The organism is Pseudonocardia sp. P1 (genome assembly GCF_000178675.2).
Classification (GTDB): Bacteria; Actinomycetota; Actinomycetes; order Mycobacteriales; family Pseudonocardiaceae; genus Pseudonocardia.
The window spans coordinates 166,121-186,228 of record NZ_ADUJ02000002.1 but is presented as its reverse complement, the minus strand read 5'-3'; the positions used below and the strand labels follow the sequence as shown (position 1 = coordinate 186,228).

The window sequence follows — 20,108 nt, the reverse complement described above, 5'->3', positions numbered from 1 at the left end:
CGTTGACCGGGCTCAGTAGCTGCGGGGCAGACCCAGTACGTGCGAACCGAGGTAGTTGAGGACCATCTCCTGGCTCAGCGGCGCGATCTTGAGCAAGCGCGCCTCCCGGAAGTAGCGGGCGACGTTGTACTCCTCGGAGTAGCCCATACCACCGTGTGTCTGCAGAGCCCGGTCCGCGGCCTCGAACCCGGCTTCGGCGCACAGGTACTTCGCGGTGTTCGCCTCGCGCCCACAGTGCTCTCCCTTGTCGTAGAGCCAGGTCGCCTTGCGGAGCACGAGTTCGGCGGCATCGAGCTTCGCCAAGGAGTCTGCGAGCGGGAACTGAAGACCTTGGTTCATGCCGATCGGCCGCCCGAACACATGCCGTTCGTTGCCGTAGCGCGTCGCGCGGTCCAGCGCGACCCGACCGAGACCGAGGGCCTCGGCGGCCACCAGCATCCGCTCGGGGTTCAGGCCGTCGAGTATGTAGGTGAAACCCTTGCCCTCCTCGCCGACACGATCTTCCACCGGGATCATGAGGTCGTCGATGAACAGCTCGTTCGAGGTGACCGCGTTCCGTCCCATCTTCGGGATCGGCCGGACGTCGATGCGGTCCCTGTCGATGTCGGTGAGGAACAGAGTCATGCCGTCGGTCTTCCGAGCGACCTGGTCCGCTTTCTCGGTGCGAGTGAGCAGGAGAACCTTGTCGGACTCCATCGCCTTGGAGATCCAGACCTTGCGCCCGTTGACGCGATACCGGTCGCCCTCGCGCTTGGCGAACGTCGTGATCTTCGTGGTGTCCAGACCGGCACCAGGCTCGGTCACACCGAAACACACGTGCAGGGAGCCGTCGACGACCCCGGGGAGGGTCCGGCGCTTCATCTCCTCGGAGCCGTGCTTGATCACCGGGTGCATCCCGAAGATCGTGAGATGGATCGCCGAGGCCGCATTCATCCCACCGCCCGACTTCGCTACCTCCTCGATCAGGAGGGCGGCTTCAGAGATGCCGTAGCCGTGCCCGCCGTACTCCTCGGGAGTCGTGATGCCGAGCCAGCCGCCCGCGGCGAGAGTGTCGTAGAACTCTTTCGGGAACCGCTTGTCGCGGTCGCACTCCATCCAGTAGTGATCATCGAACTTGGCAGCGAGCTCTGCGACTGCCGCTCGGATCGTCGCCTGATCGTCCGTGAGGCCGAAGTCCACTGGGCACCTCCTGTGACCGCGTCGTCCAAGACCGGTCCTATCGTAACAAAGGACTGACCATTTAGCAGCGGACGACCTTGTACCGATGGCGTGATCGCCCCCACCCCGCGGTCACGGTTCGCGACTGACCAGCTCCAACCGATCAGCCAAGATGTCGTTCCACGCACCGGGCGAGCCGAGCAATGCCGCGTCGAGCAGTGCCCGCTTGTAGAAGAACTGCAGATCGTGCTCCCAGGTGTAGCCGATCGCACCGTGCAGGGTGAGCGCCGAGTCGGCTGCGACGGATCCCGCGGCGCACACCTGGGCCTTCGCCGCGGCGGCGTAGGTCGCGGCGTCATCACGGCCGGCATCGACGACCGCTGCCGCGAGATACGCGATCGAGCGGGACGACTCCACCTTGACCAGCATCTCCGCAGCGGCGTGCTTCACCGCCTGGAACGAGCCGATGGGAACTCCGAACTGTTTGCGCTGGCCGACGTACTCCACGGTCGCCTCGAGCATCCTGTCCATCGCGCCCAGCGCGTCAGCCGCCACGAGGACCGCACCGCGGAGGCTGCACTGCTCCAATATCTCGCCGGCATCGACAGGGATCCGGGTCGACATCGCCGAGTCGAACTCGACGTCGGCCACGGACCGGCTGCGGTCGGTCAAGCGCCTCCGCCTCACCCGCACGCCGGGCTGATCGACGTCGACCAGATGCAACTCGACCTCGCCAGCCTGCACGGGCACGACGAACTTGGACGCGAGATCCGCTGCCAACACCGTCGGGACCGTGCCGGTCAGCTTTGCGCCACGTGCCGCGACGAGGCCGGCGTTGCCGGGGACGACGTCGGCCGGTGCCGCCAGCGCCACGGTGGCCCCATCGCTGAACAATGCCTTGACCGCGTCGGGCACCCCCGCGATCGCAGGCAACGCGACCATCGCCGCCAACCAGGACGACGACGGTGCAGCGTGCCGCCCGAGTTGCTCGGAAGCCAGCGCGAGTTCGACGAGACCTCCGCCCTCACCCCCCAGCTCCTCGGAGGTTCCGACCCCGAACCAGCCCTCGGAACGGAAACGGTGTGCGAACACCTGGTGATCTTCGGCATCGAGCCAGCTCTGAAGGGTCTCCGACCGGCAGACATCGCCCAACCAATCGGACAGAACCGTGCGGAAGTCGGCCTGCTCGGCCGAAAGTTCCCAACGCATCTCGTGCTCCTGTTCGTGTCGGCCGAGGGTGCGGCGCCGCCGCGTCTCGGTGGCTCCGGTGCTAGTTTGGGTCAGACCTTTGGACACAAGAAAGGGAGTTCCCATGGCCGCCGATCCGCTGCGTTCGGCCATCCGGCTGTCGCCGATGGAGGTTCCGAAGGCCTCCGACGTACTCGCCAACGAGCTCCGGGAACGGATCCTGTCCGGGGAGTTCGTCGAGGGAACGCCGCTGCCCCCGGAACGGGAACTCGTCACCCAGACACGTATGAGCCGGACCACGGTTCGCGAGGCGCTGCGCATCCTCGAGGTGCAGGGCCTCATCCGGATCAAGGCCGGTCGCTCGGGCGGGGCGTTCGTGCAGCGGCCCGGCGAGGAATCGGTCGCGACCTCGCTCGAGCTGTTGATCCGAGGCCGGCAGATGCGCCTCACATCGGTCCACGAGACACGCGAAGCGATCGAGCCGGCGTGTGCGCGGCTCGCCGCGCTGAACCGCACTCCCGGCGACCTTCGACGGCTGGAGGCAACCAACGATGCGGTCAGGTCGAGCGCGGACCTGGACGGATTCCTCAAGGCCAACGTCGACTGGCACGTCGCCGTCGCCACGGCCAGTCACAACGAGATCCTGACCGGAATCATGATGGCGCTCTCGCGCGCCATCTACACAGCCACGAACAACGAGGGATTCGTCAACGACGAGGTTCGAGAGCTGACGGTGCGCGCGCACCGGTCCGTCCTGCGTGCCATCCGCGACCACGACCCCGAGGCGGCCGCTCGCCGGATGTCCCGCCACGTTCACGCCTACGCCTCTGCGGCTCTCGCCGTCGACGAACGCACCACCGTGACGGTGCCGCCGGAGGAGGACTGAGACGTCGCGGCTCGGGCTCTCGTTCCTGCCGGGCGAGCCGCAGGTGCCCGGGCCGTGACGGTCAACCGACATCGGGCTTCCCGCCCTGGCCACTCCCGGCCACAGCAGCGCGCACGACGTCAAGGGCTTCGGGGTTCTCGGCGCCTGACAGATCACCGGGGTCGGTGCCCAGCGCCGCGGCCCGCACGGCTCGGCGCATGACCTTCGCCGACCGCGTCTTGGGCAGCTGCGCGACCGCGCACAGCAGGCTCGGCGCGAACGGCTTGCCCAGGTCTTCGGCGACCCGGCTCCGGAGTTGCTCGGCCACGTCGGGGTCGTCGGCCGCATCACCGCGCGGCACCCAGAAGGCCCACACAGCCTCGCCCTTCTTGGGATCAGGCACACCGACGACCGCCGCCTCGACGACCGCCGGGTGGGTGATCAGCACGGCTTCCACCTCGGCAGGGGCGAGTCGCTTGCCGGCGACGTTCATCACGTCGTCCGATCGACCGCGCAGGAACCACTGCCCGTCGGCGTCGATCACGGCGTGGTCGCCGTGCCGCCACATCCCGGGGAACGTCGACCAGTACGCCTCGAGGTACCGATCCCGGTCCCCCCACACCCCCCGGGTCATCGCAGGCCATGGCTGTCGGCACACCAGCTCCCCGACCTCTCCGCGAACCGGTGCACCTGTCGCGTCCACCACGTCGACGTCCATGCCCAGCGAGGGGCCGCCCAAGGAGCAGCTTCGGATCGGCTCGACCGGGTACGGGGCGAGGAACGAGCCGCCGACCTCGGTCCCGCCGGAGAAGTTGATGATGGGCACGCGGGCGTCGAACACATCGCGGGCGAGCCATTCATAGGACTCGGGGTCCCACGGCTCCCCGGTCGAGCCCAGTACCCGGACCGAGGACAGGTCGATTCTCGCGGAGGGGTCGGCGTCCTGCCTCCTCACGGTGCGGATCAGGGTCGGTGAGACGCCCAGCATGGTCACCCCGTGACGTTCGACCAGCTGCCAGATCCGATCGACGTCCGGGACATCGGGTGACCCCTCGTAGAGCACGACCGTCCCGCCGTTGGCGTGTGTGCCCACCAGCGACAGCGGGCCCATGATCCAGCCCATGTCGGTGATCCAGCAGAAGACACCGCCCGGGCCGATGTCGAACGAGTAGGCGACCTCGCTCGCGGTCTTGACCAGGAATCCGGCGTGGGTGTGGACGGCGCCCTTGGGTCGGCCGGTGGTGCCGGAGGTGTAAGCCAGGAGCAACACATCCCTGCTGGCCATCGGCTCTGCCGGTCCTGATTCGGGCTCGTAGGCGAGGAGGTCGGCCCACGGAACATCGCCCGCCTGCGCGCCGTCCCCCGCCACGACGACGTGGTGTACCGAGGAACAGTGCCGCACCGCCTCACGGATCGGCGACAGCATCTCGACGCGGCGACCCCGTCGCACGGTGGACGCCGCGACGACCACGGCCCTGACGTCAGCGTCGGCAAGACGGGACGCGATCGCACCGGCTGCGAATCCGGAGAACAGTGGGACGACCACGGCGCCCAGCCGTGCCGCGGCATAGAAGGCGACCACCGCCTCGGACGCCATCGGCAGATACAGCGCCACGGCGTCACCCCGGCCGATGCCCAGCCCCCGCAGACCCGCCGCGACCCGACGCACCTGCTCGTCCAGTTCGGCGAAGCTGAGTGCGGCGACCGTCCCATCCTCTGCCTCGTGGCGGATCGCGGGGCAGTCACGGGTAGCCGGGTCCTCTGCCCACCGGGCGATGCAGGATTCGACAAGATTGAGCGTCCCGCCCACGAACCACTCCGGATCGGTGACACCACCCGACAGGTCGAGGACCTCCGAGTACCGCCGGTCGAAGCGCAGGCCGAGATCCTCGACGACGGCGTCCCAGTACCAGCGGACATCGGCCACGGACCGCTCCCGCAGCTCGTCGATGTCCGCGACGCCGTGCCGGCGGGCGAATCGAGCGACGCGGGCGTCGTCGAGATAGCTCGGTCCAGGCTCCCACACGTAGGAACCCGGTGCTCCGGACCGGCCGGACCGCGATGTCACGACCATGATCAGCTCCTCGGCAGGCCGAGCATCCGCTCGGCGACGATGTTGCGCTGGATGAATGTGGAGCCGCCGGCGATGGCGGTGCCCCGCGCCTGGTAGGCCAGTCGCTGCCATCGACTCTCGGCGGCGGGTTGCTCGGAGGGATCGAGCTGGCCGCCCAGCGGCGACAGCGACTGGCGGAAGTCGGACAGATCCTCGACCAGGGGGCAGAAGTAGAGCTTTCCGATCGAGGTGACCGGCCCGGGGGGCCCACCATCGGCGGCGATGGTCAGAACACGCTGACCGATGGCGTGATGGACGAGAGCCCGTCCGTGCAGGTCCGCGACCCTGCGGCGAACAGTGGGGTCCGCGCCCAACGGACGCCCGGCGCCGTCCTGCATCCCGCGGATCTCCGCGACGATGTCGGCGACCGCCCGCCGGGTGTTCACCCGCCCGGTGGCGATGCCGACCCGCTCGAAACCGAGCGTTGCCATCGCCACCTGCCAGCCCCCGTTGACCTCGCCGAGAACGAGCTCATCGGGGACGAAGACGTTGTCGAGGAACACCTCGTTGAACTCGGCCTCGCCGAGCATGTGGGCGAGAGGTCGGACGGTGATCCCCGGGCTGCTCATCGGGAGGAGGAAGTAGGAGATCCCCTTGTGGCGGGGAAGATCGGAGCCCCCTGTCCGGGCGAGCAGGATGGCGTTGCTCGCCAGCTGGGCCCGGCTCGTCCAGATCTTCTGGCCGCTGATCGTCCACCCGCCCTCGACACGCTCGGCACGGGTACGCAACGACGCCAGGTCCGACCCCGAGTCCGGCTCGGAGAACAGCTGGCACCAGAGCTCGTCACCGGTCAGGATCGGCCGCAGGAACCGCTCCTTCTGGGCGGCCGTGCCGAACGCGACGATCGTCGGGCCGGCGAAGTCCTCTCCGACGGTGTTGAGACGTTCGGGTGCGCCGGCCGCGTCCGCCTCGTCGGTGAACACTGCGCGGAGCTTGGCATCGGCGCCCTGACCGCCGTACTCCTGTGGCCAGGACAGTCCGGCGAGCTCACCCTCGACGAGCATCCGCTGCCACTGCCGCCAGAACGGCAGCTTCTCGGCCAGGTCAACGGGTTCCGGCCAGGGCAGTTGCGGAAGCGACTCCGCGAGCCATGCCCGCACGCGTTCCCGGAACGCAGCTTCCTCCGGCGAGTCGGCGAGATCCATCATCGCTCCTTTGTCGACGTGGTCCGATACTATTATATCGGTCGGACCAAATCGACACCCGTCGCCGGTCGGGTTCAGACGACCCCCGCGTCACGCAGGTCGGCGATCTCACCCGGGTCGAGTCCCAGCCGGTCACGCAGGATCTTGTCGGTGTCCTCGCCGAGGAGCGGCGCCGGACGCCCCGGCCGCCGGGAGGCAACACCCATCTGGAGCGGGCTTCCGAACACCGTGCTCGTGCGATCCCCGTGCCCCAGCTCGGTGAGCATGCCACGGTCACGCAGCACCGGATCCTCGATCACCTCGGCCAGCGCCCGGACGGGTGCCGCGGGGATATCGGTCGCCTGCAGGCGCCGGACCACCTCGTCGCGTGGGAGAGCTCCGGTCCACGCGCTCAGAGCGTCATCCACCTGATCCATGCGCTCGGCCCGACCTGCGGCAGTAGCCAGATCGGGATCGACGGCGAGATCGTCCCTTCCCATCGCCGCACACAGGTCGATCCAGTGCCGCGGACGCAGACACAGCACCGCGACCCAGCCGTCGGCAGCCGGATACACGTTGTAGGGGCAGACAGACAGCCCGCCATGACGGTTGCCCGTGCGCTCCGGGAACTCGCAACCGGCTTCGAGAAGCCCAGCGATGTTGGACGTCAAGGCCGGCAGGATCGCATCCTGCATCGCAACCTCGACGTGCTGCCCGGTCCCGGTGCGCTCGCGTTGGAACAGAGCAGCAAGTACCGCTGCCGCGAGATGGGCCCCCGCGGCGAAGTCGACGACGGCGGCCCCTGCCTTGACCGGTGCCCCGTCCGGGAACCCGGTGGCGGACACGACCCCGGTCATTGCCTGCACCGTGATATCCATGCCACGGAGACCGCGGGCCGCGGGGTGATCGCCGTAGGCCCGCCCGGAAGCGAGGATCAGACGCGGCGTCGCAGCACGCAACGTGTCCCATCCCAGGCCGAGTCGCTCCAGGGTCCCCGGCGCGAAGTTCTCCACCACGACATCGGCCTGCCGGACCAGGCGCAGGAACAGTTCTCGCCCACGGTCGCCCTTCAGATCCAGGCGCATCCCTTCCTTGCCCGCATTGAGCAGGAGAAACGCCGGGCCCGCGGCGTCTCCTGCCGCGCGCCACCGAATCGGCTCACCGCCGAACGGCTCCACCTTGATCACCGTCGCGCCCAGCGCATGAAGCAGGTGAGTGCAGTAGGGGCCTGCATAGATCTGTCCGAGGTCCAGGACCACGACACCGTCGAGTGCAGGTCGCTCGGCGGCAGGCATCGACGGCGCGTCGTCCGACACGTTCACTCCCGTTCCAGTTCGTGAGCTTGGGCCGCACCCACGATCACGGTGGATCCGCGTCGCTGCCGGCGGTGGGACGGCGCCGACCGAGAACCTCGCGGTCTGCACGCACGAGGTCCCCGGCCCCACGTGGCGGCGTGGGGCCGGGGACGTGAACGGTGTCGTCAGAACCGGATGACACCGCGGATGTTGCGGCCCGAGTGCATGTCCTCGTATCCCTGGTTGATGTCGTCCAGGGCGTACTCCGTGGTGATCAGTTCGTCCAGCTTCAGGTAACCCGCGGTGTAGAGGTCGAGCAGCTTCGGGATGTCAGCGCGCGGGTTCGAGGACCCGAAGAGCGAGCCCTTGATCTTCTTCTCGAAGAGGATCAACTCGAGGAGCGGGACCGGGATCCCGACGTCGGTCACGTTCCCGAGCGCAGTGACGACGACCGTGCCCTGCTTTCGGATGCCGGCGAACGCCTGGGCGACGTGCTCGCCGGTGACCACACCGACGGTCACGATCGCGACATCGGCACCCTGGCCGTTGGTGAAGCTCTGCGCGATCTGCGTCGCCTCCTCGACCGTCTCGACCGCATGCGTCGCACCGAGGGAGAGAGCGGTGTCGCGCTTGAAGGCGATCGGGTCGACGACGATGATCCGTGCCGCGCCGGCGTGCTTCGCGCCCTGGACGGCGTTCGCCCCGATACCCCCGACCCCGAGGACGAGCACGGTGTCACCCGCCTGGACACCGCCGGTGTTCACCGCCGATCCCCAGCCGGTCCCTACCGCACAACCGAGCAGACAGGCCCGCTCCAGCGGCACGTCCGCCGGAACCTTGATCGCGGAGTCGACCGCGACAGTGGTGTGCTCGGCGAAGGTCGAGATGCCCAGAGCCTGGCCGACCGGAGTCCCGTCGTCGAGCTGCATCCGGAAACTCGTGGGATCGTCCCACCGCGAGCCGACGAGCACGTTGGCGCCCAGGTCGCACAGGTTCTGGTGACCGGTCGAGCACCAGCGACACTTCCCGCAGGCGGGCAGGAACGAGAAGATCACCTTGTCCCCGACCTCCCAGCCCGGGGTGTTGGGCCCGATCGACTCGACGACCCCTGCGCCCTCGTGGCCCCCGCACACGGGGTAGACCGCGACCGGCAGGTCCCCGGTGGACATGTGGTCGTCCGAATGGCACAGCCCGGACGCGACCATCTTGACCCGCAACTCGTTCTGGCGGGGGTCGTCGACTTGCAGGTCGACGACTTCGAACTTGCCGGGGGCCTGCCGGAGGATGGCTCCGCGTGTCTTCATGGACTCTCCTGGATTTTCGTGCCCGAGGGCCGTCAGGCCTGCGGGGCGGGGAGGTAGACGGTCTTCACGACCTGGTAGCTGTGGAGCGCCTCCGGGCCCATCTCGCGACCCAGACCGCTGGCCTTGACCCCGCCGAACGGCGCCACCGGCTCGTTCACGTAGTGGTTGATGCCGATCGTCCCCGTGCGGATCCGGCGGGCGACGGCCTCACCACGCTCGGGATCAGCAGTCCAGACCGACCCGCCGAGGCCGAAGTCGGAGTCGTTCGCGAGCGCAATCGCCTCCTCCTCGTCGCCGTAGGCAATGACCGACAGGACCGGGCCGAAGATCTCCTCCTGGGCGATGGTGTGCTTGTTGTCGACGTCGGCAAAGACCGTCGGCTCGACGAACCAGCCCTGGTCGAGCCCGACCGGTCGACCGCCGCCGACGGTGATACGCGCGCCCTCGGCCTTGCCCTTGGCGATGTAGGACTCCACGCGGTCCCGCTGCCGGGACGACACGAGGGGGCCCATCTGTGTGCCCTCCACCAGCGGGTCACCGATCGCCAGCGAACCCGCGAGCCCGGACACCGTGTCGACGACTTCGTCGTAGCGCGAGCGAGGTGCCAGGACCCTCGTGCCCAGCCAGCAGATCTGGCCGTTGTTCAGCAGTGTCGCCCCGAAGAAGCTCTCGATCGTGGAGGCGAGATCGGCATCGTCGAGGACGATCGCCGCGGACTTGCCCCCGAGCTCGAGGGTGACCGGACGGAGCAGCCGGCCACAAGTCTCGGCGATCGACCGCCCGGCCGCCGACGAACCGGTGAACGACACCTTGTCCACATCCGGGTGGGCCACGAGGTGGGCACCGACCTCACGGCCGCCGGGCACGACGTTCAGCACGCCGGCGGGCAGATCCGCCTCGGCCGCCGCCTCCGCCATCAGCATGGCGTCGAGGACCGTCTCGGGAGCGGGCTTGAGCACCACCGTGCAGCCGGCGGCCAGCGCCGGAGCGAGCTTGAGGAATGTGATGCCCTGCGGGACGTTCCACGGCACGATCGCGCCCACGACACCGATCGGCTCGCGCAGCACCCGGGCTTTGCCACCGAGCATCCCGTCGCGGGTCTCCTCCTGGGCCTGCGCGACGATCCCGGAGTAGTACCGCAGGAGCAGGGCCGGGAATCCCGCTTCGAACTGCATCGCCACGGGCAGCGGCATTCCGTTCTGCGCACTCACCCGGGTCGCCGTCTCCTGTGCGCGCATCTCCAGCGCGATGGCGAAGCGCTCGAGCGCCTCGGTCCGCTGTGCGGGCGACCAGTGCGCCCACCCGCGCGGATCGTCGAAAGCACGCCGGGCGGACGCGACCGCGTCGTCGATGTCGCGCTCGACCGACTCCGGCACGCTGCCGAGCCGCTGGCCCGTCGCTGCGGCGTGTACCTCGTTGCGGCCGGAGCCGTGCGGGGCGGCCCAACCCCCGTCGAGGTAGAAGGACGTGTAGTCGGTGGTCCCACTCAACACGGACATGATTTCTGGATGCTCCTTGGCTGGTCGGAATGCCGGCGCGGTCAGCCGTTGGAGGCCGGGACGCTGACCCGGACGCCATCGCACTCGGCGGTGAGGATGAGTTGGCAGGACAGGCGCGACCGCTCGTCGACGTCCTCGGCGAACTCGAGAAGATCGCGCTCCTCGTCGGTCGCCTCGGCGAACTGCGAGGCGAACTCCCGATCCAGATGGACGTGGCAAGTAGCGCACGAGCAGCTGCCGCCGCACTCGGCGACGATCCCCGGCAGGTTGTTGCGGACCGACCCGTCCATGACGCTCTGTCCGGCCGGGACATCGACGACGTGTGCGGACCCGTCGGGCACGACGTAGGTGACCTGGGGCATGGGTTCTCCTCGGATCGGGCGAGCAGGGCTCGCGCGGTCAGTCCGGCCGGAACACGGCCGGACGGATCAGCTGACGACGCTTTTGAGGGAAGCGCTGACGTCGCTCAGCAGGTGGCGGTCGACGCGTGCACCCGCGCCGATCCACTTCTTGCCGGCCATGAATTCGGGGGCGGCGTTCGACGTCTCGACGGCCACGGGACGGTCCCCATCGAGATGAAAGAGAGCGAACCTTCCGGTACTGGGATCCCCACGGAGCACCACGTCGGTCGCCGGGCCCAGCACTCCCGCGATCTTGAGCTTCAGGTCGAACTGGTCTGACCAGAACCACGGCGTCTCGGCACCGGGGAGCGGGTTACCGAGGATCGTCGCCACGGCCTGCTTGGCCTGCTCGGTGGCGCCGGGGATGCTCTCCAAACGGTGCGGTCCGTCGACCCCGACGACGGGTCGGCAGGTGACGTCGCCGATGGCGAGAATGTGCGGATCGGAGGTACGTGCGCCCTCGTCGACAAGAACCCCGCGGCCCCGTGGCCCGGCGGCGAGCCCCGCGGCCAGGGCGAGTTCGTCCCGCGGCTCGGCTCCGACACCGACGAGAACAGCCTCACAGGGCAGCTCCTCACCGTCGTCGAGCACGGCAGAGCGGACCTGACCGTCCCGACCGCGAAGCTCGGTGACGGCCGCGCCGGTCCGGATCTCGGTTCCACGCTCGGCGTGCCGGTCGGTCAGGATGCGGGACAGCTGAGCGCTCGCGACTCGTGCCAGTACGCGATCCTCCCGCTCGAGCACTGTCGTGTGTGCCTGGCACGCGCGAGCCACCGCAGCGACCTCGAGCCCGATGTAGCCACCGCCCACCACGAGTACGCGCCGACGCTCGGCGATCCACTTTCCGAGCCGGCGGGCATCGCCGAGTGTGCGGAGCACACCGACACCGCTCAGATCGGCACCGGCGACAGGCAGGCGCCGCGGGGTAGCCCCGGTGGCGAGGGCAAGAACGTCGTACTCCAGGCGATCGCCGCAGGCCAGTCCGATCGAGCGACCATCCCGGTCGATGTCCACGACCTGTTCGGCGAGCCGCACCGTCACCTTCTGCTCGCGGTAGAACTCCGGGGGCCGCAGCCACTGCTCCAGGTCACCTTCCGAGGCGAACTTCTTCGACAGTGGCGGTCGGTGGTACGGATGATCGACTTCGTCGCCGACGACGACGATCGGGCCGGCGTGGCCCTCCTGCCGAAGCAGGGCGACGAGGGAGGCGGCTCCGTGCCCCGCACCGACGACCACCACCCGGCACCCCGCGCCGGCAGGAGGGGTGGTCACGACAGCTCCAGCCTGACCGGGAGGTTCTTCAGGCCACCGACGAAGTTGGTCTGCATGACCTTGCGCTCGCCGACCACCTTGATCGACCGCAGCCTCGGCAGCAGCTCTTCGAACATGATGCGGAGCTCCTGCTTGGCGAGGTGCTGGCCGATGCACATGTGGGGCCCGTAGCCGAAAGCGATCTGCCGGTTCGGCTTGCGGTCGATGCGGAACTCCTCAGGTGCGTCGAACACGTCGGCGTCGCGGTTGCCCGACTGGTAGAGCAGCATGAGGCGGTCGCCGGCAGCGATCCGCTGTCCACGCAGCTCGTAGTCACGGGTCGCGCGACGCATGAAATGCTTCACCGGGGACGCCCAGCGGAGTCCCTCGTTCACGAGATCGCCGATCAGCTTCGGGTCCTGCTGGACCCGGGCGAGCGTCTCCGGGTTGTGGGACAGGGCCTCGAGTGTCGCGGCCAGAGTCGTGGTCGTCGTGTCGTGACCCGCGGTCGCGATCGCGACGAACCAGCCGTAGGCGAAGGTCTTGTCCCAGAACTCGCCGTCCTCGCGACGGGCGTTGGCGATGATCGACGCGAGGTCCTCACGCGGCTCTACACGCCGCTGCTCGACGAGCGAGTCGAAGTAGGCGTAGAAGTCCTGGATCGCCGCAGCCCACTGCTGCGCCGCCGCCTCCGGGCTGAGAGGCTCGACATCCGCCCGAGCGGTGTCCGGGTCCGACGTGCCGAAGAAGTCCTGAGTCAGGCCCATCATGCGGGGCTCGTCCTCTTCGGGCACCCCGAACAGCGTCATGACCACGTGCAACGGGTAGTAGATCGCCCAGTCCTTCACCAGGTCGAGCTCGTTCACCCCGGGCTTCAACCGCTGGTCGATCGCCTCACGGGCGAGCGAACGAACGGTGTCCTCCCAGCGCTTCAGATTGGCGGGACGGAACCAGTCGTTGGCGACGTCCTTGACCGCTGTGTGCTCCGGCGGGTCGAGGTAGGTCACCGTCTCCAGGATCCGCAGGCTCCCACCGGTGAGGCTCTTGGTGAACGCGTCTCCAGCCTGGTTGGCGAGGATCGGGTTGTGCGAGCCCTTCTCCTCGCCACCCCCGCTGGTGAACACGTCCGGCTGCCGTTCGACCTCCATCAGGTCGGCGTGTTTGGTCACGAGCCACAGGCGGTCGTAACCCTCGACGTCGACCTGGGCGAGCGGAGCGTTGTCCCTGAGCCACTGGTAGGCCCCGAACAAGGCGGTCTCGTCCCGGTGGCCTTCCGGCAGGACGATCTGGCGAGCGATGTCGTCCGGCACCGTCTTGACGGTGTTCGGGCCGACCTCGGTGGTGGTCACATGTCCTCCGAAGGTTGACGGCGGCATCGATGCCGCCCTTGCCCGGCCAGGACCGGCCAGGCGTCGGAACGAGTGACCCGATCGTCGTATCGGAGGGCCGTGCGCCACATCACCCCGCGGGAGAACCTTCGTTACCCCCTTGACTAGCGGTCACATCCGCAGAATCACCTTCCCGAACCCGTCCCCCGACTCGAGGTGCCGGTGCGCCGCCGCTGCATCCTCCAGCGGAAACTCCTTGCCGACCGGTGGGGCGGCGATGCCGAACCTCCCGATGAGCTCGAACAACGCGGCGAAGTCGGCCGGGCTGCCCATCGTCGTGCCGAGCAGGTCGAACTGCCCGAAATAGAAGCGGCGGACATCGAGCTCCGCACGTTCCGCCGCCGCGGAGCCGAGCACGACCACCCGTCCACCGGGGCGGACGGCGTGCAACGCGCCTTCCCAGGTACCGACCGGATCGAGAACGACGTCGAAGCCTGTTCCGTCCGGCGAGAGCGCCCGGGCGGCCTCCGGCCACGCCGGATCGCGATAGGAGACGCCTCCAGCGGCTCCCAGCGACCGCGCGGCCTCGATCTTGTGCGCGGCTGAGGAAGTGACCCAGACCGGGCAACCGACACCGGAGGCCAGCCGGACCGCCATCGTCGCGACGCCACCACCGGCTCCGAGTACCAGGAGGGACTCCCCCTTTCGCAGCCCCGCCCGGCTAAACAGCGCACGGTAGGTGGTCAACCCGACGAGGGGGAGGCTGGCGGCCTCGGCCCAGCTCAGCGCCGCAGGCTTGGGAAAGACGCACTCGACGGGAACCCGGACGTACTCCGCGTAGGTCCCGGGTACGTGGTCGCCGAGGATCTGCCAGTCCGGACCGGGCGCACGTTCGTTCCCTCCCCACCACAACGACGGGAGGATCACGACCTCACTGCCGTCGTCGACCCGCACGCCCGCGCCGTCGCTGCCGATGACATGGGGCAACGGGGAGCCGTACCGGCCTTGCCTCACCAGAACGTCGTGCCAGTTGAGCGCCGCGGCCTTGAGCGCGACGACGACCTCTCCACGACCCGGCTCAGGATCTGGATATTCCCCCGCGACCAGGCAGGACGCGTCTCCATAGGCACTCAGAACGGCTGCACGCATCAGACTCCCCTTGCTGGATCGACGACTCGGTCCGGTGACGCCCGCAGACCGAGCGGCCAGCCTACGGTAAAATCATTAGACCGAAACACGGGACGGACCATTCGGCGCAGTCGAGCTGTGACCCCAGTAACGTCACGGCCCGACGATCGTTGGCTTAATCGTCAGACCGAACGGGCGATCAGCCGGCGTAGAGCCGGCAGCCCCGGGACAGTGCTCAACGAGGAGACACGATGCCGTCGACCCGACACTCCGTGCGGCTCGGTGCGGGACACCGCGCACGGGTAGGAACGATGCAGCTCGACAGCGGCGATCTCGTGCGGCAGACGGCCGAGGTGCTGACGAAGGTCGCGGCGCTCACCGGGCAGAGCAGCTCCGTCGACTGGGCTGTCCCGGTGACTCCCGACAACGCCGAGGTCGCGCTCGACGCGGCACAGGCCACGATCGCCGACACGCTGGCCGACCTGAGCCTGTCGGTCGAACAGCGCGGCAGCCTGTCCGCGCTCCTGGTCCAGACCTATCAGGTCAGGACCGCAGCCCGGGAGACCGGTTTTCGCCGTCGTTCCGAGGCGTTCTCCGCGGTCCAGGACGTCCTTGACCGGCTACGCCCGGCTTCCACCGTGGCCGAGCTGATCGAGCGCGCTCCCATCGAGCTCGGGAGACTGGGCTACGAGCGGTGCCTGATCTCGAAGCTGCACCGCGGACGGTGGATCGCTCGATCGGCCTACGTCCGGGACGATCCCGGGGCAGCGTCGGCGATCAGGGAGGCGGGCAGCCGATCGCCACGCCAGCTCGACCGGACCCTGATCGAGTCCGAGCTCGTCCGGCGCAAGAGCTCGATCCTGGTGACCGATCCGCAGACGAACCCGCGGGTGCACCGGGAGCTTCTCGCGGTGACCGACACGAAGGCCTACGTGGCTGCGCCGTTCATCGTCGGGAACAAGGTCATCGGCTTCGTCCATGTCGACGCGGGCCCCGACGATGCCGTCGACGACTTCGACCGCGGGGTGGTGGGCATGCTGTCGGAGGCTCTCGGCTTCGCCTTCGAGCGCGCGGTCTACCACGAGCGGCTCCAGACCATCCGGCGCAGCATCGTCGAAGCCAGTGGCGCGGTCGTCGACCTCGTGGACGAGATGGTCGAGAGCGACCTCGACGAGGAGCGGCCGGCCCGCCCGACGGGGCGAGGCGCCGTCGCCTCGGAGCCACCGGCACGAACGGGGGCGGGCATCGGGTTCGGGTCAGCCGAGATCGCGCGCAGGCTGACGCCGCGCGAACTCGAGGTGATGGAGCTGATGGCCGCAGGCCACACGAACGGGAAGATCGCGTCCCTGCTGTTCGTGACCGAAGCGACGGTCAAGGCGCACGTCAAGCACATCCTGCGCAAACTGCCGGCTGCCAACCGTGCCGAGGCTGTCTGCAGGTACCTGCGGGACTGATCCGACCAGCAGGCACGTTGGGGCCCGGCGACACGTCGCCGGGCCCCACTGCTGCCAGCGCAGCGTTCACAGGAGGGCGAGGAGGGCGGACACGGCGAACATCGTTCCGAGCCCGATGCTCACCCAGGCACCCCGGATCATGACCGTGGCTCTGCGCCGGCGCTCCTCCTCACCCAGCGATGAGGTCGGTAGCGCGCCGGCCCGCGAACGACCCCACAGCCCCACCCCCAGCAGAGCGAGCGCCAGCATGGCCTGACCGGCGACAGCGATGGCAAGCACCATCAGCTCGTGCCGCCGGGAGACGGCGTCAGAGCCGACGGATCGGCCGGCAGGCCGTCCGGATCGGCCGGGACGTAGGCGTCGTTGTAGCGGACACCGGCGTCATCGAGCCGGTTGCCGAGAAATGCCTGCCAGGCGTCGGCAGAGCGTTCACCCTGCAGTCGCTGGCGGAGCGGCTCACGCACGGTCTGCAGATCCGCCGGGACGGCGGCCTGCACCTCGGACACGACACCCACGTTCCAGCCGTGCTGGGTCTTGACCGGGCCGAACGGGACATTCGGCTCGGCGCCGAAAGCGGCGTCGGCGAACGGCTTCTCCAGCTGCGCCGCGGCGAGCGTGCCGATCGCGCCCCCGGCCTCCCTGGTCGCCGCGTCCGCGCTGCGGGCGCGGGCGACGTCGGCGAACGGGCGGCCCCCCTGAAGATCTCCCAGGATCTGCTGTGCAGCCGCCTCGTCCCGCACGACGATGTTGCTCACCGCCCGCCTCTCCGGCATCGCGAGCGCGTCACGGCGATCGCCGAACGCGGTCTCGACATCGGCGTCGGTCACCTGCGGGATGTCGGCAGTCACCTGCTGGAACAGCTGAGCGGCAGCCATCTGACGCTTGATCTCACCGAGCACCGCCGGCTCGGAGGTCCCGGCCTGACCGAGTGCCTCCACGAAGGCCGCGCGCGCGTCGGCTCCGTTACCGAAGTACTGCTCGATGTAGCGGCCGAGGTAGTCCTGCGCCGCGCGCTCGGCGACGACGATGCCGCGCTCGGCCGCCGCCCGGTCGATCACCATTCCGATCGCCGAGGCCTTGGCGAAGTCACGTTGATAGGTGTCCAGCTCGGCGGGCTCCTGTGGCTTGGTCATGCCGTAGAGCGCGGACAGGGTGTCCATCTGACGGTTCAGGTCCTCGACCGTGACGTCCTGGCCATCGGCGCGGAACGCGACGTCGTCGGGGATCCGCCACAAGGCTGCCCAGGCGATGCCTCCCGCTGCCGCCAACACGACGAGCGCCAGTACGGCGGAGACAGTGATCCGACCCCACCGGGTCCGTGGTGGGCGCACCCGTCCGGCCAGTCGTGAGGCGATCCGCCCAGGAGAGCTCCCTCCGACCGAGCCGGTCGAACCGGCGCCATCCGCGGCCTGCCCGCCGTCCGGGTCGCCGACCACGGTCGAGGCCTCCCCGGTGGCCTCTGGCTCATCGGGCTCGTCGGACTCGTCGCAATCGGTGGTGGCATCGGCGCTCGGGGTGCCGGCGTTCGCACACTCCGCTCCGTCGGCGGCATCCGGCGCGTCGCCCGCGGCCGGGTCGGGCGCGACGGCATCGCCCACGACGGCGTCGCCGCCGGTAGCCGGATCGGCGACCGGGTCCCGGCGCCCGTCGGCATCAGCGGGGACGGCGGCATCGGCGCGCTCATCGTTGTCGCAGGTACTTCTCGACATCATTCGGCTCCTACGGTGCACGGACGGTCGCCGGCCGGTCGGGGGGCCGGGCCGGACGACTCGTCATCGGCGTCCCCGGTGGGGGTCGTCCCGGGGGTGGTCGGCCGCAGGGTGTCGCCGCGCACGACGACCCCCACGACGGCCGACGCGGACAGCACGGACAACAGGACAGCGGCGGCGAGCATCAGTCCGAACTCGCGGACAGCCTGCAAGCCGGACAGGGAAAGCGCGAGATAGCCGATGACCGACACCGTCGCGACGAGGGGAACCGCGGAGCGCAGCACCCCTCCGCCGCGGCGGGCCGCCTCGGCGAGGACCACGGCGAACTCGCACCCGACCGCCGCGGTCAACGACCCGAGCGCGATGGTCAACGGGTTCAGCTCGATCCCGATCAGCCAGACCAGGAACAATCCGCTGCCGGTCGCCACGAGAGCGGACAGCACCGCGCACGCGGCGTCGAGTCGCCGTCGCAGCCCGACGGTGAGCACCAGGCCGGCGGCGACGATCCCGGCGAGGTTCGCGACGACCCGGTCGTCGGAGACGAGCTCGGCACCCCGCATGGCCACCACCGGCAGACCGGTCGTCTCGACCTCGAAACCAGGCGGTGGCGGTGGGAGCGTCACCGCGAGGTCGCGGACGGCGGCAGACACTCCCTCCAAGTTCCGCAGCTCGACGCCGAAGCTCAGGACCGCCGTCGAGCGGTCGGCCGAGAGCACGGAGCCGGTGAGGTAGGCGGGCAGCAGCCGCAGCGCCGACGAGATCTGTTCGGCGGTCGCGTCCTTGCCGACGAAGGGCAGCAGCATCGGTGGTGAGACCACTGGACGCATGAGGTCCCCGTGCCGGGTGACCACGACGTCGCGGGCTTCCTGCTGCCAGCCGAACGCCTCCGGAGACGTCGTGTCCGGTCCGCGCAGCACGACCGCGACCTCACCGGAGGACCCGACGACGCCCTCGACATGACGGGCATCGTCGAGGGCCGGCAGGCCGGCCGCGAACCGGTCGACATCTGTGCGGACCTCGACCGAGGGCAGCGCCGCCCAGCCCGCCACGCCGGTCAGCACCAGCGCTCCGAGGAGGACCAGGCTGGTGCGACGTCGTTGCGGGGAGGCCACCCGCGCTCGGTCGCGACCCTCCGGCTTCACGGATTCGACCGTGCCGGAGGCGGTCGGGTGGGCGCCGACCATCCGTGGCGCGAGCAGCCCGGCGCCGGCTGCGAGCAGCACTCCGCAGGCCAGCGTGATCCCGAGATCGCGGGCGAGCGGGAGCGGTGACAGCGCCAGCGTGCCGAAGCTCAGTGCGCTGGCAACGGCGACCGTCAGCACGGTGCGGCGGGCGGCACCCAGCAACAAGTAGGTCGGGTAGTAGCAGCCGATTCCCAGAACCACCGACAGGAACGCGACGACCCCGAGTGACACCGGGCGCCCCAGCCACCCGTAGCAGGCCAGGGTGACTGCGATCGCCGCCACCGTCGTCGCCAGCGGGACCAGCCGGTCCCGTCGGCGCGGCATCCAGCGCACCGCCAGGAAGCAGGCGCCGACTGCGAACAGCGCCGCCCCTCCGATCAGCGGTGCGGTCGCCACCGCGCGGTCCGACAACGCCGCCACGACGGCGGGCACCCCTGAGACCGTCACCCGGGTCTCCGGTCCGAGTCCCGACGCGGAGACAGCGTCGTCGACACCGTCTACGAGGCGGGCGGCCGCGGCGGCGTCGAGGCCGTCCCGCGGACGGATCAGCACGGCGGCCGCGTCCTGCTCGGGCACCACGAACCGCCACTGGGGCCGTGGGGCCCCCGACTCGCCGAAGACGACCGTGTCCACGAACGACGGGTTCTTCAACGTCGGGAGCCCCGCCGGCATCCCCTCGGCGAGCAGGGTCGCGTACCGCTCGTCGAACACGGCGACAGCGCGGTCCGCGGCCGCCGTGGCCTCGGCCCGGCCGGCACCGGAGTCCAGCGCCGTACGCTCGGCCCGGACCCGCTCAGCGTCTCGGCGGCCGGTGAGCTCGGCCAGGAGATCCTGCGTCCGGCCGGCGATCTGGTTGAGCACCGTCCCCGGGCCGTAGACGGTGGCCACATCGGGAAGCCGCGACAGCGCGCCTTCCATGCGGACCAGCTTCTCGAGGTTCTCGCCGTGCAGCAGGTCCCGCGGCTGCGGTGACTGCAGCAAAACCACGACCGGGTCGCCTCCGAAGTCGCGGCTCAACTCCTCGAACTGGTTCGCTACCGGGTCCCCGGAGGGAAGAAACGAGTCCAATCCCGTCTGAGTGCGCAGTTGCAACAGACCGGCACCGGT

Annotated in this window: 16 protein-coding genes; 2 read left to right on the top strand and 14 right to left on the bottom strand. The window is 69.5% G+C overall.

What is annotated here, in order from left to right:
* Positions 1–12 precede the first annotated feature (12 nt).
* Positions 13–1,179, bottom strand: a complete 1,167-nt coding sequence (locus PP1_RS30290) for an acyl-CoA dehydrogenase family protein (protein WP_010224528.1) — start codon at positions 1,177–1,179, stop codon at positions 13–15.
* 111 nt (positions 1,180–1,290) lie between these two features.
* Entirely contained in the window at positions 1,291–2,367 is a 1,077-nt protein-coding gene (locus PP1_RS30285; protein WP_010224527.1) for an acyl-CoA dehydrogenase, read from the bottom strand.
* Positions 2,368–2,470: 103 nt separating this feature from the next.
* Here PP1_RS30285 and PP1_RS30280 point away from each other — a divergent pair, with 103 nt between their 5' ends.
* A complete protein-coding gene (locus tag PP1_RS30280) occupies positions 2,471–3,232 on the top strand; it encodes a FadR/GntR family transcriptional regulator (RefSeq protein ID WP_010224526.1) in 762 nt (253 codons plus the stop codon).
* A 61-nt stretch (positions 3,233–3,293) separates the two neighbouring features.
* On the opposite strand, the gene PP1_RS30275 is transcribed toward PP1_RS30280, so the two are convergent.
* The 9 genes from PP1_RS30275 to PP1_RS30235 form a co-directional block, all read right to left on the bottom strand.
* Positions 3,294–5,285 carry an AMP-binding protein gene (locus PP1_RS30275; RefSeq protein ID WP_075315388.1) on the bottom strand — a complete coding sequence of 664 codons (1,992 nt, stop codon included), beginning with the start codon at positions 5,283–5,285 and terminating at the stop codon, positions 3,294–3,296.
* Between the two features lie 2 nt (positions 5,286–5,287).
* Positions 5,288–6,469, bottom strand: a complete 1,182-nt coding sequence (locus PP1_RS30270) for an acyl-CoA dehydrogenase family protein (RefSeq protein ID WP_029239176.1) — start codon at positions 6,467–6,469, stop codon at positions 5,288–5,290.
* Between the two features lie 74 nt (positions 6,470–6,543).
* Positions 6,544–7,764: a CaiB/BaiF CoA transferase family protein gene (locus PP1_RS30265; protein ID WP_202796293.1), complete on the bottom strand. Its 1,221-nt coding sequence runs from the start codon at positions 7,762–7,764 to the stop codon at positions 6,544–6,546.
* Positions 7,765–7,928: 164 nt separating this feature from the next.
* On the bottom strand, positions 7,929–9,047 hold the full coding sequence (locus tag PP1_RS30260; RefSeq protein WP_010224522.1) for an NDMA-dependent alcohol dehydrogenase: 1,119 nt from the start codon (positions 9,045–9,047) through the stop codon (positions 7,929–7,931).
* 32 nt (positions 9,048–9,079) lie between these two features.
* A complete protein-coding gene (locus PP1_RS30255) occupies positions 9,080–10,546 on the bottom strand; it encodes an aldehyde dehydrogenase (RefSeq protein ID WP_010224521.1) in 1,467 nt (488 codons plus the stop codon).
* A gap of 41 nt (positions 10,547–10,587) precedes the next feature.
* The gene (locus PP1_RS30250) at positions 10,588–10,908 is read right to left on the bottom strand and encodes a 2Fe-2S iron-sulfur cluster-binding protein (RefSeq protein ID WP_010224520.1); all 321 of its coding nucleotides are present in this window, start codon (positions 10,906–10,908) and stop codon (positions 10,588–10,590) included.
* Positions 10,909–10,974: 66 nt separating this feature from the next.
* Complete coding sequence (locus PP1_RS30245) at positions 10,975–12,219, bottom strand: NAD(P)/FAD-dependent oxidoreductase (protein WP_029239175.1); 1,245 nt, start codon at positions 12,217–12,219, stop codon at positions 10,975–10,977.
* Positions 12,216–13,547, bottom strand: a complete 1,332-nt coding sequence (locus PP1_RS30240) for a cytochrome P450 (RefSeq protein WP_010224518.1) — start codon at positions 13,545–13,547, stop codon at positions 12,216–12,218. The genes PP1_RS30245 and PP1_RS30240 overlap by 4 nt, the downstream gene beginning before the upstream one ends.
* Positions 13,548–13,697: 150 nt before the next feature.
* The gene (locus PP1_RS30235) at positions 13,698–14,675 is read right to left on the bottom strand and encodes a zinc-binding dehydrogenase (RefSeq protein WP_029239174.1); all 978 of its coding nucleotides are present in this window, start codon (positions 14,673–14,675) and stop codon (positions 13,698–13,700) included.
* A gap of 290 nt (positions 14,676–14,965) precedes the next feature.
* Between PP1_RS30235 and PP1_RS30230 the strand changes: the two genes are divergently transcribed.
* Entirely contained in the window at positions 14,966–16,108 is a 1,143-nt protein-coding gene (locus PP1_RS30230; protein WP_010224516.1) for a helix-turn-helix transcriptional regulator, read from the top strand.
* A 66-nt stretch (positions 16,109–16,174) separates the two neighbouring features.
* Here PP1_RS30230 and PP1_RS30225 read toward each other — a convergent pair whose 3' ends face one another.
* From PP1_RS30225 to PP1_RS30215, 3 genes are read right to left on the bottom strand one after another with little or no spacing between them, the layout of a single operon-like run.
* Positions 16,175–16,387: a hypothetical protein gene (locus PP1_RS30225; protein ID WP_075315316.1), complete on the bottom strand. Its 213-nt coding sequence runs from the start codon at positions 16,385–16,387 to the stop codon at positions 16,175–16,177.
* A 2-nt stretch (positions 16,388–16,389) separates the two neighbouring features.
* The gene (locus tag PP1_RS30220) at positions 16,390–17,817 is read right to left on the bottom strand and encodes a peptidylprolyl isomerase (RefSeq protein ID WP_010224514.1); all 1,428 of its coding nucleotides are present in this window, start codon (positions 17,815–17,817) and stop codon (positions 16,390–16,392) included.
* Positions 17,817–19,988, bottom strand: coding sequence for an RND transporter (locus PP1_RS30215; RefSeq protein WP_139324206.1), 2,172 nt, complete (start codon positions 19,986–19,988; stop codon positions 17,817–17,819). The genes PP1_RS30220 and PP1_RS30215 overlap by 1 nt, the downstream gene beginning before the upstream one ends.
* Positions 19,989–20,108 lie beyond the last annotated feature (120 nt).

Excerpts from the sequence above, each read along its gene's own strand:
- PP1_RS30285 (WP_010224527.1), bottom strand. The coding sequence starts at position 2,367 with ATGCGTTGGGAACTTTCGGCCGAGCAGGCCGACTTCCGCACGGTTCTG.
- PP1_RS30280 (WP_010224526.1), top strand. The coding sequence starts at position 2,471 with ATGGCCGCCGATCCGCTGCGTTCGGCCATCCGGCTGTCGCCGATGGAG.
- PP1_RS30275 (WP_075315388.1), bottom strand. The coding sequence starts at position 5,285 with ATGGTCGTGACATCGCGGTCCGGCCGGTCCGGAGCACCGGGTTCCTAC.
- PP1_RS30270 (WP_029239176.1), bottom strand. The coding sequence starts at position 6,469 with ATGGATCTCGCCGACTCGCCGGAGGAAGCTGCGTTCCGGGAACGCGTG.
- PP1_RS30260 (WP_010224522.1), bottom strand. The coding sequence starts at position 9,047 with ATGAAGACACGCGGAGCCATCCTCCGGCAGGCCCCCGGCAAGTTCGAA.
- PP1_RS30255 (WP_010224521.1), bottom strand. The coding sequence starts at position 10,546 with ATGTCCGTGTTGAGTGGGACCACCGACTACACGTCCTTCTACCTCGAC.
- PP1_RS30250 (WP_010224520.1), bottom strand. The coding sequence starts at position 10,908 with ATGCCCCAGGTCACCTACGTCGTGCCCGACGGGTCCGCACACGTCGTC.
- PP1_RS30235 (WP_029239174.1), bottom strand. The coding sequence starts at position 14,675 with ATGCGTGCAGCCGTTCTGAGTGCCTATGGAGACGCGTCCTGCCTGGTC.
- PP1_RS30230 (WP_010224516.1), top strand. The coding sequence starts at position 14,966 with ATGCAGCTCGACAGCGGCGATCTCGTGCGGCAGACGGCCGAGGTGCTG.
- PP1_RS30220 (WP_010224514.1), bottom strand. The coding sequence starts at position 17,817 with ATGTCGAGAAGTACCTGCGACAACGATGAGCGCGCCGATGCCGCCGTC.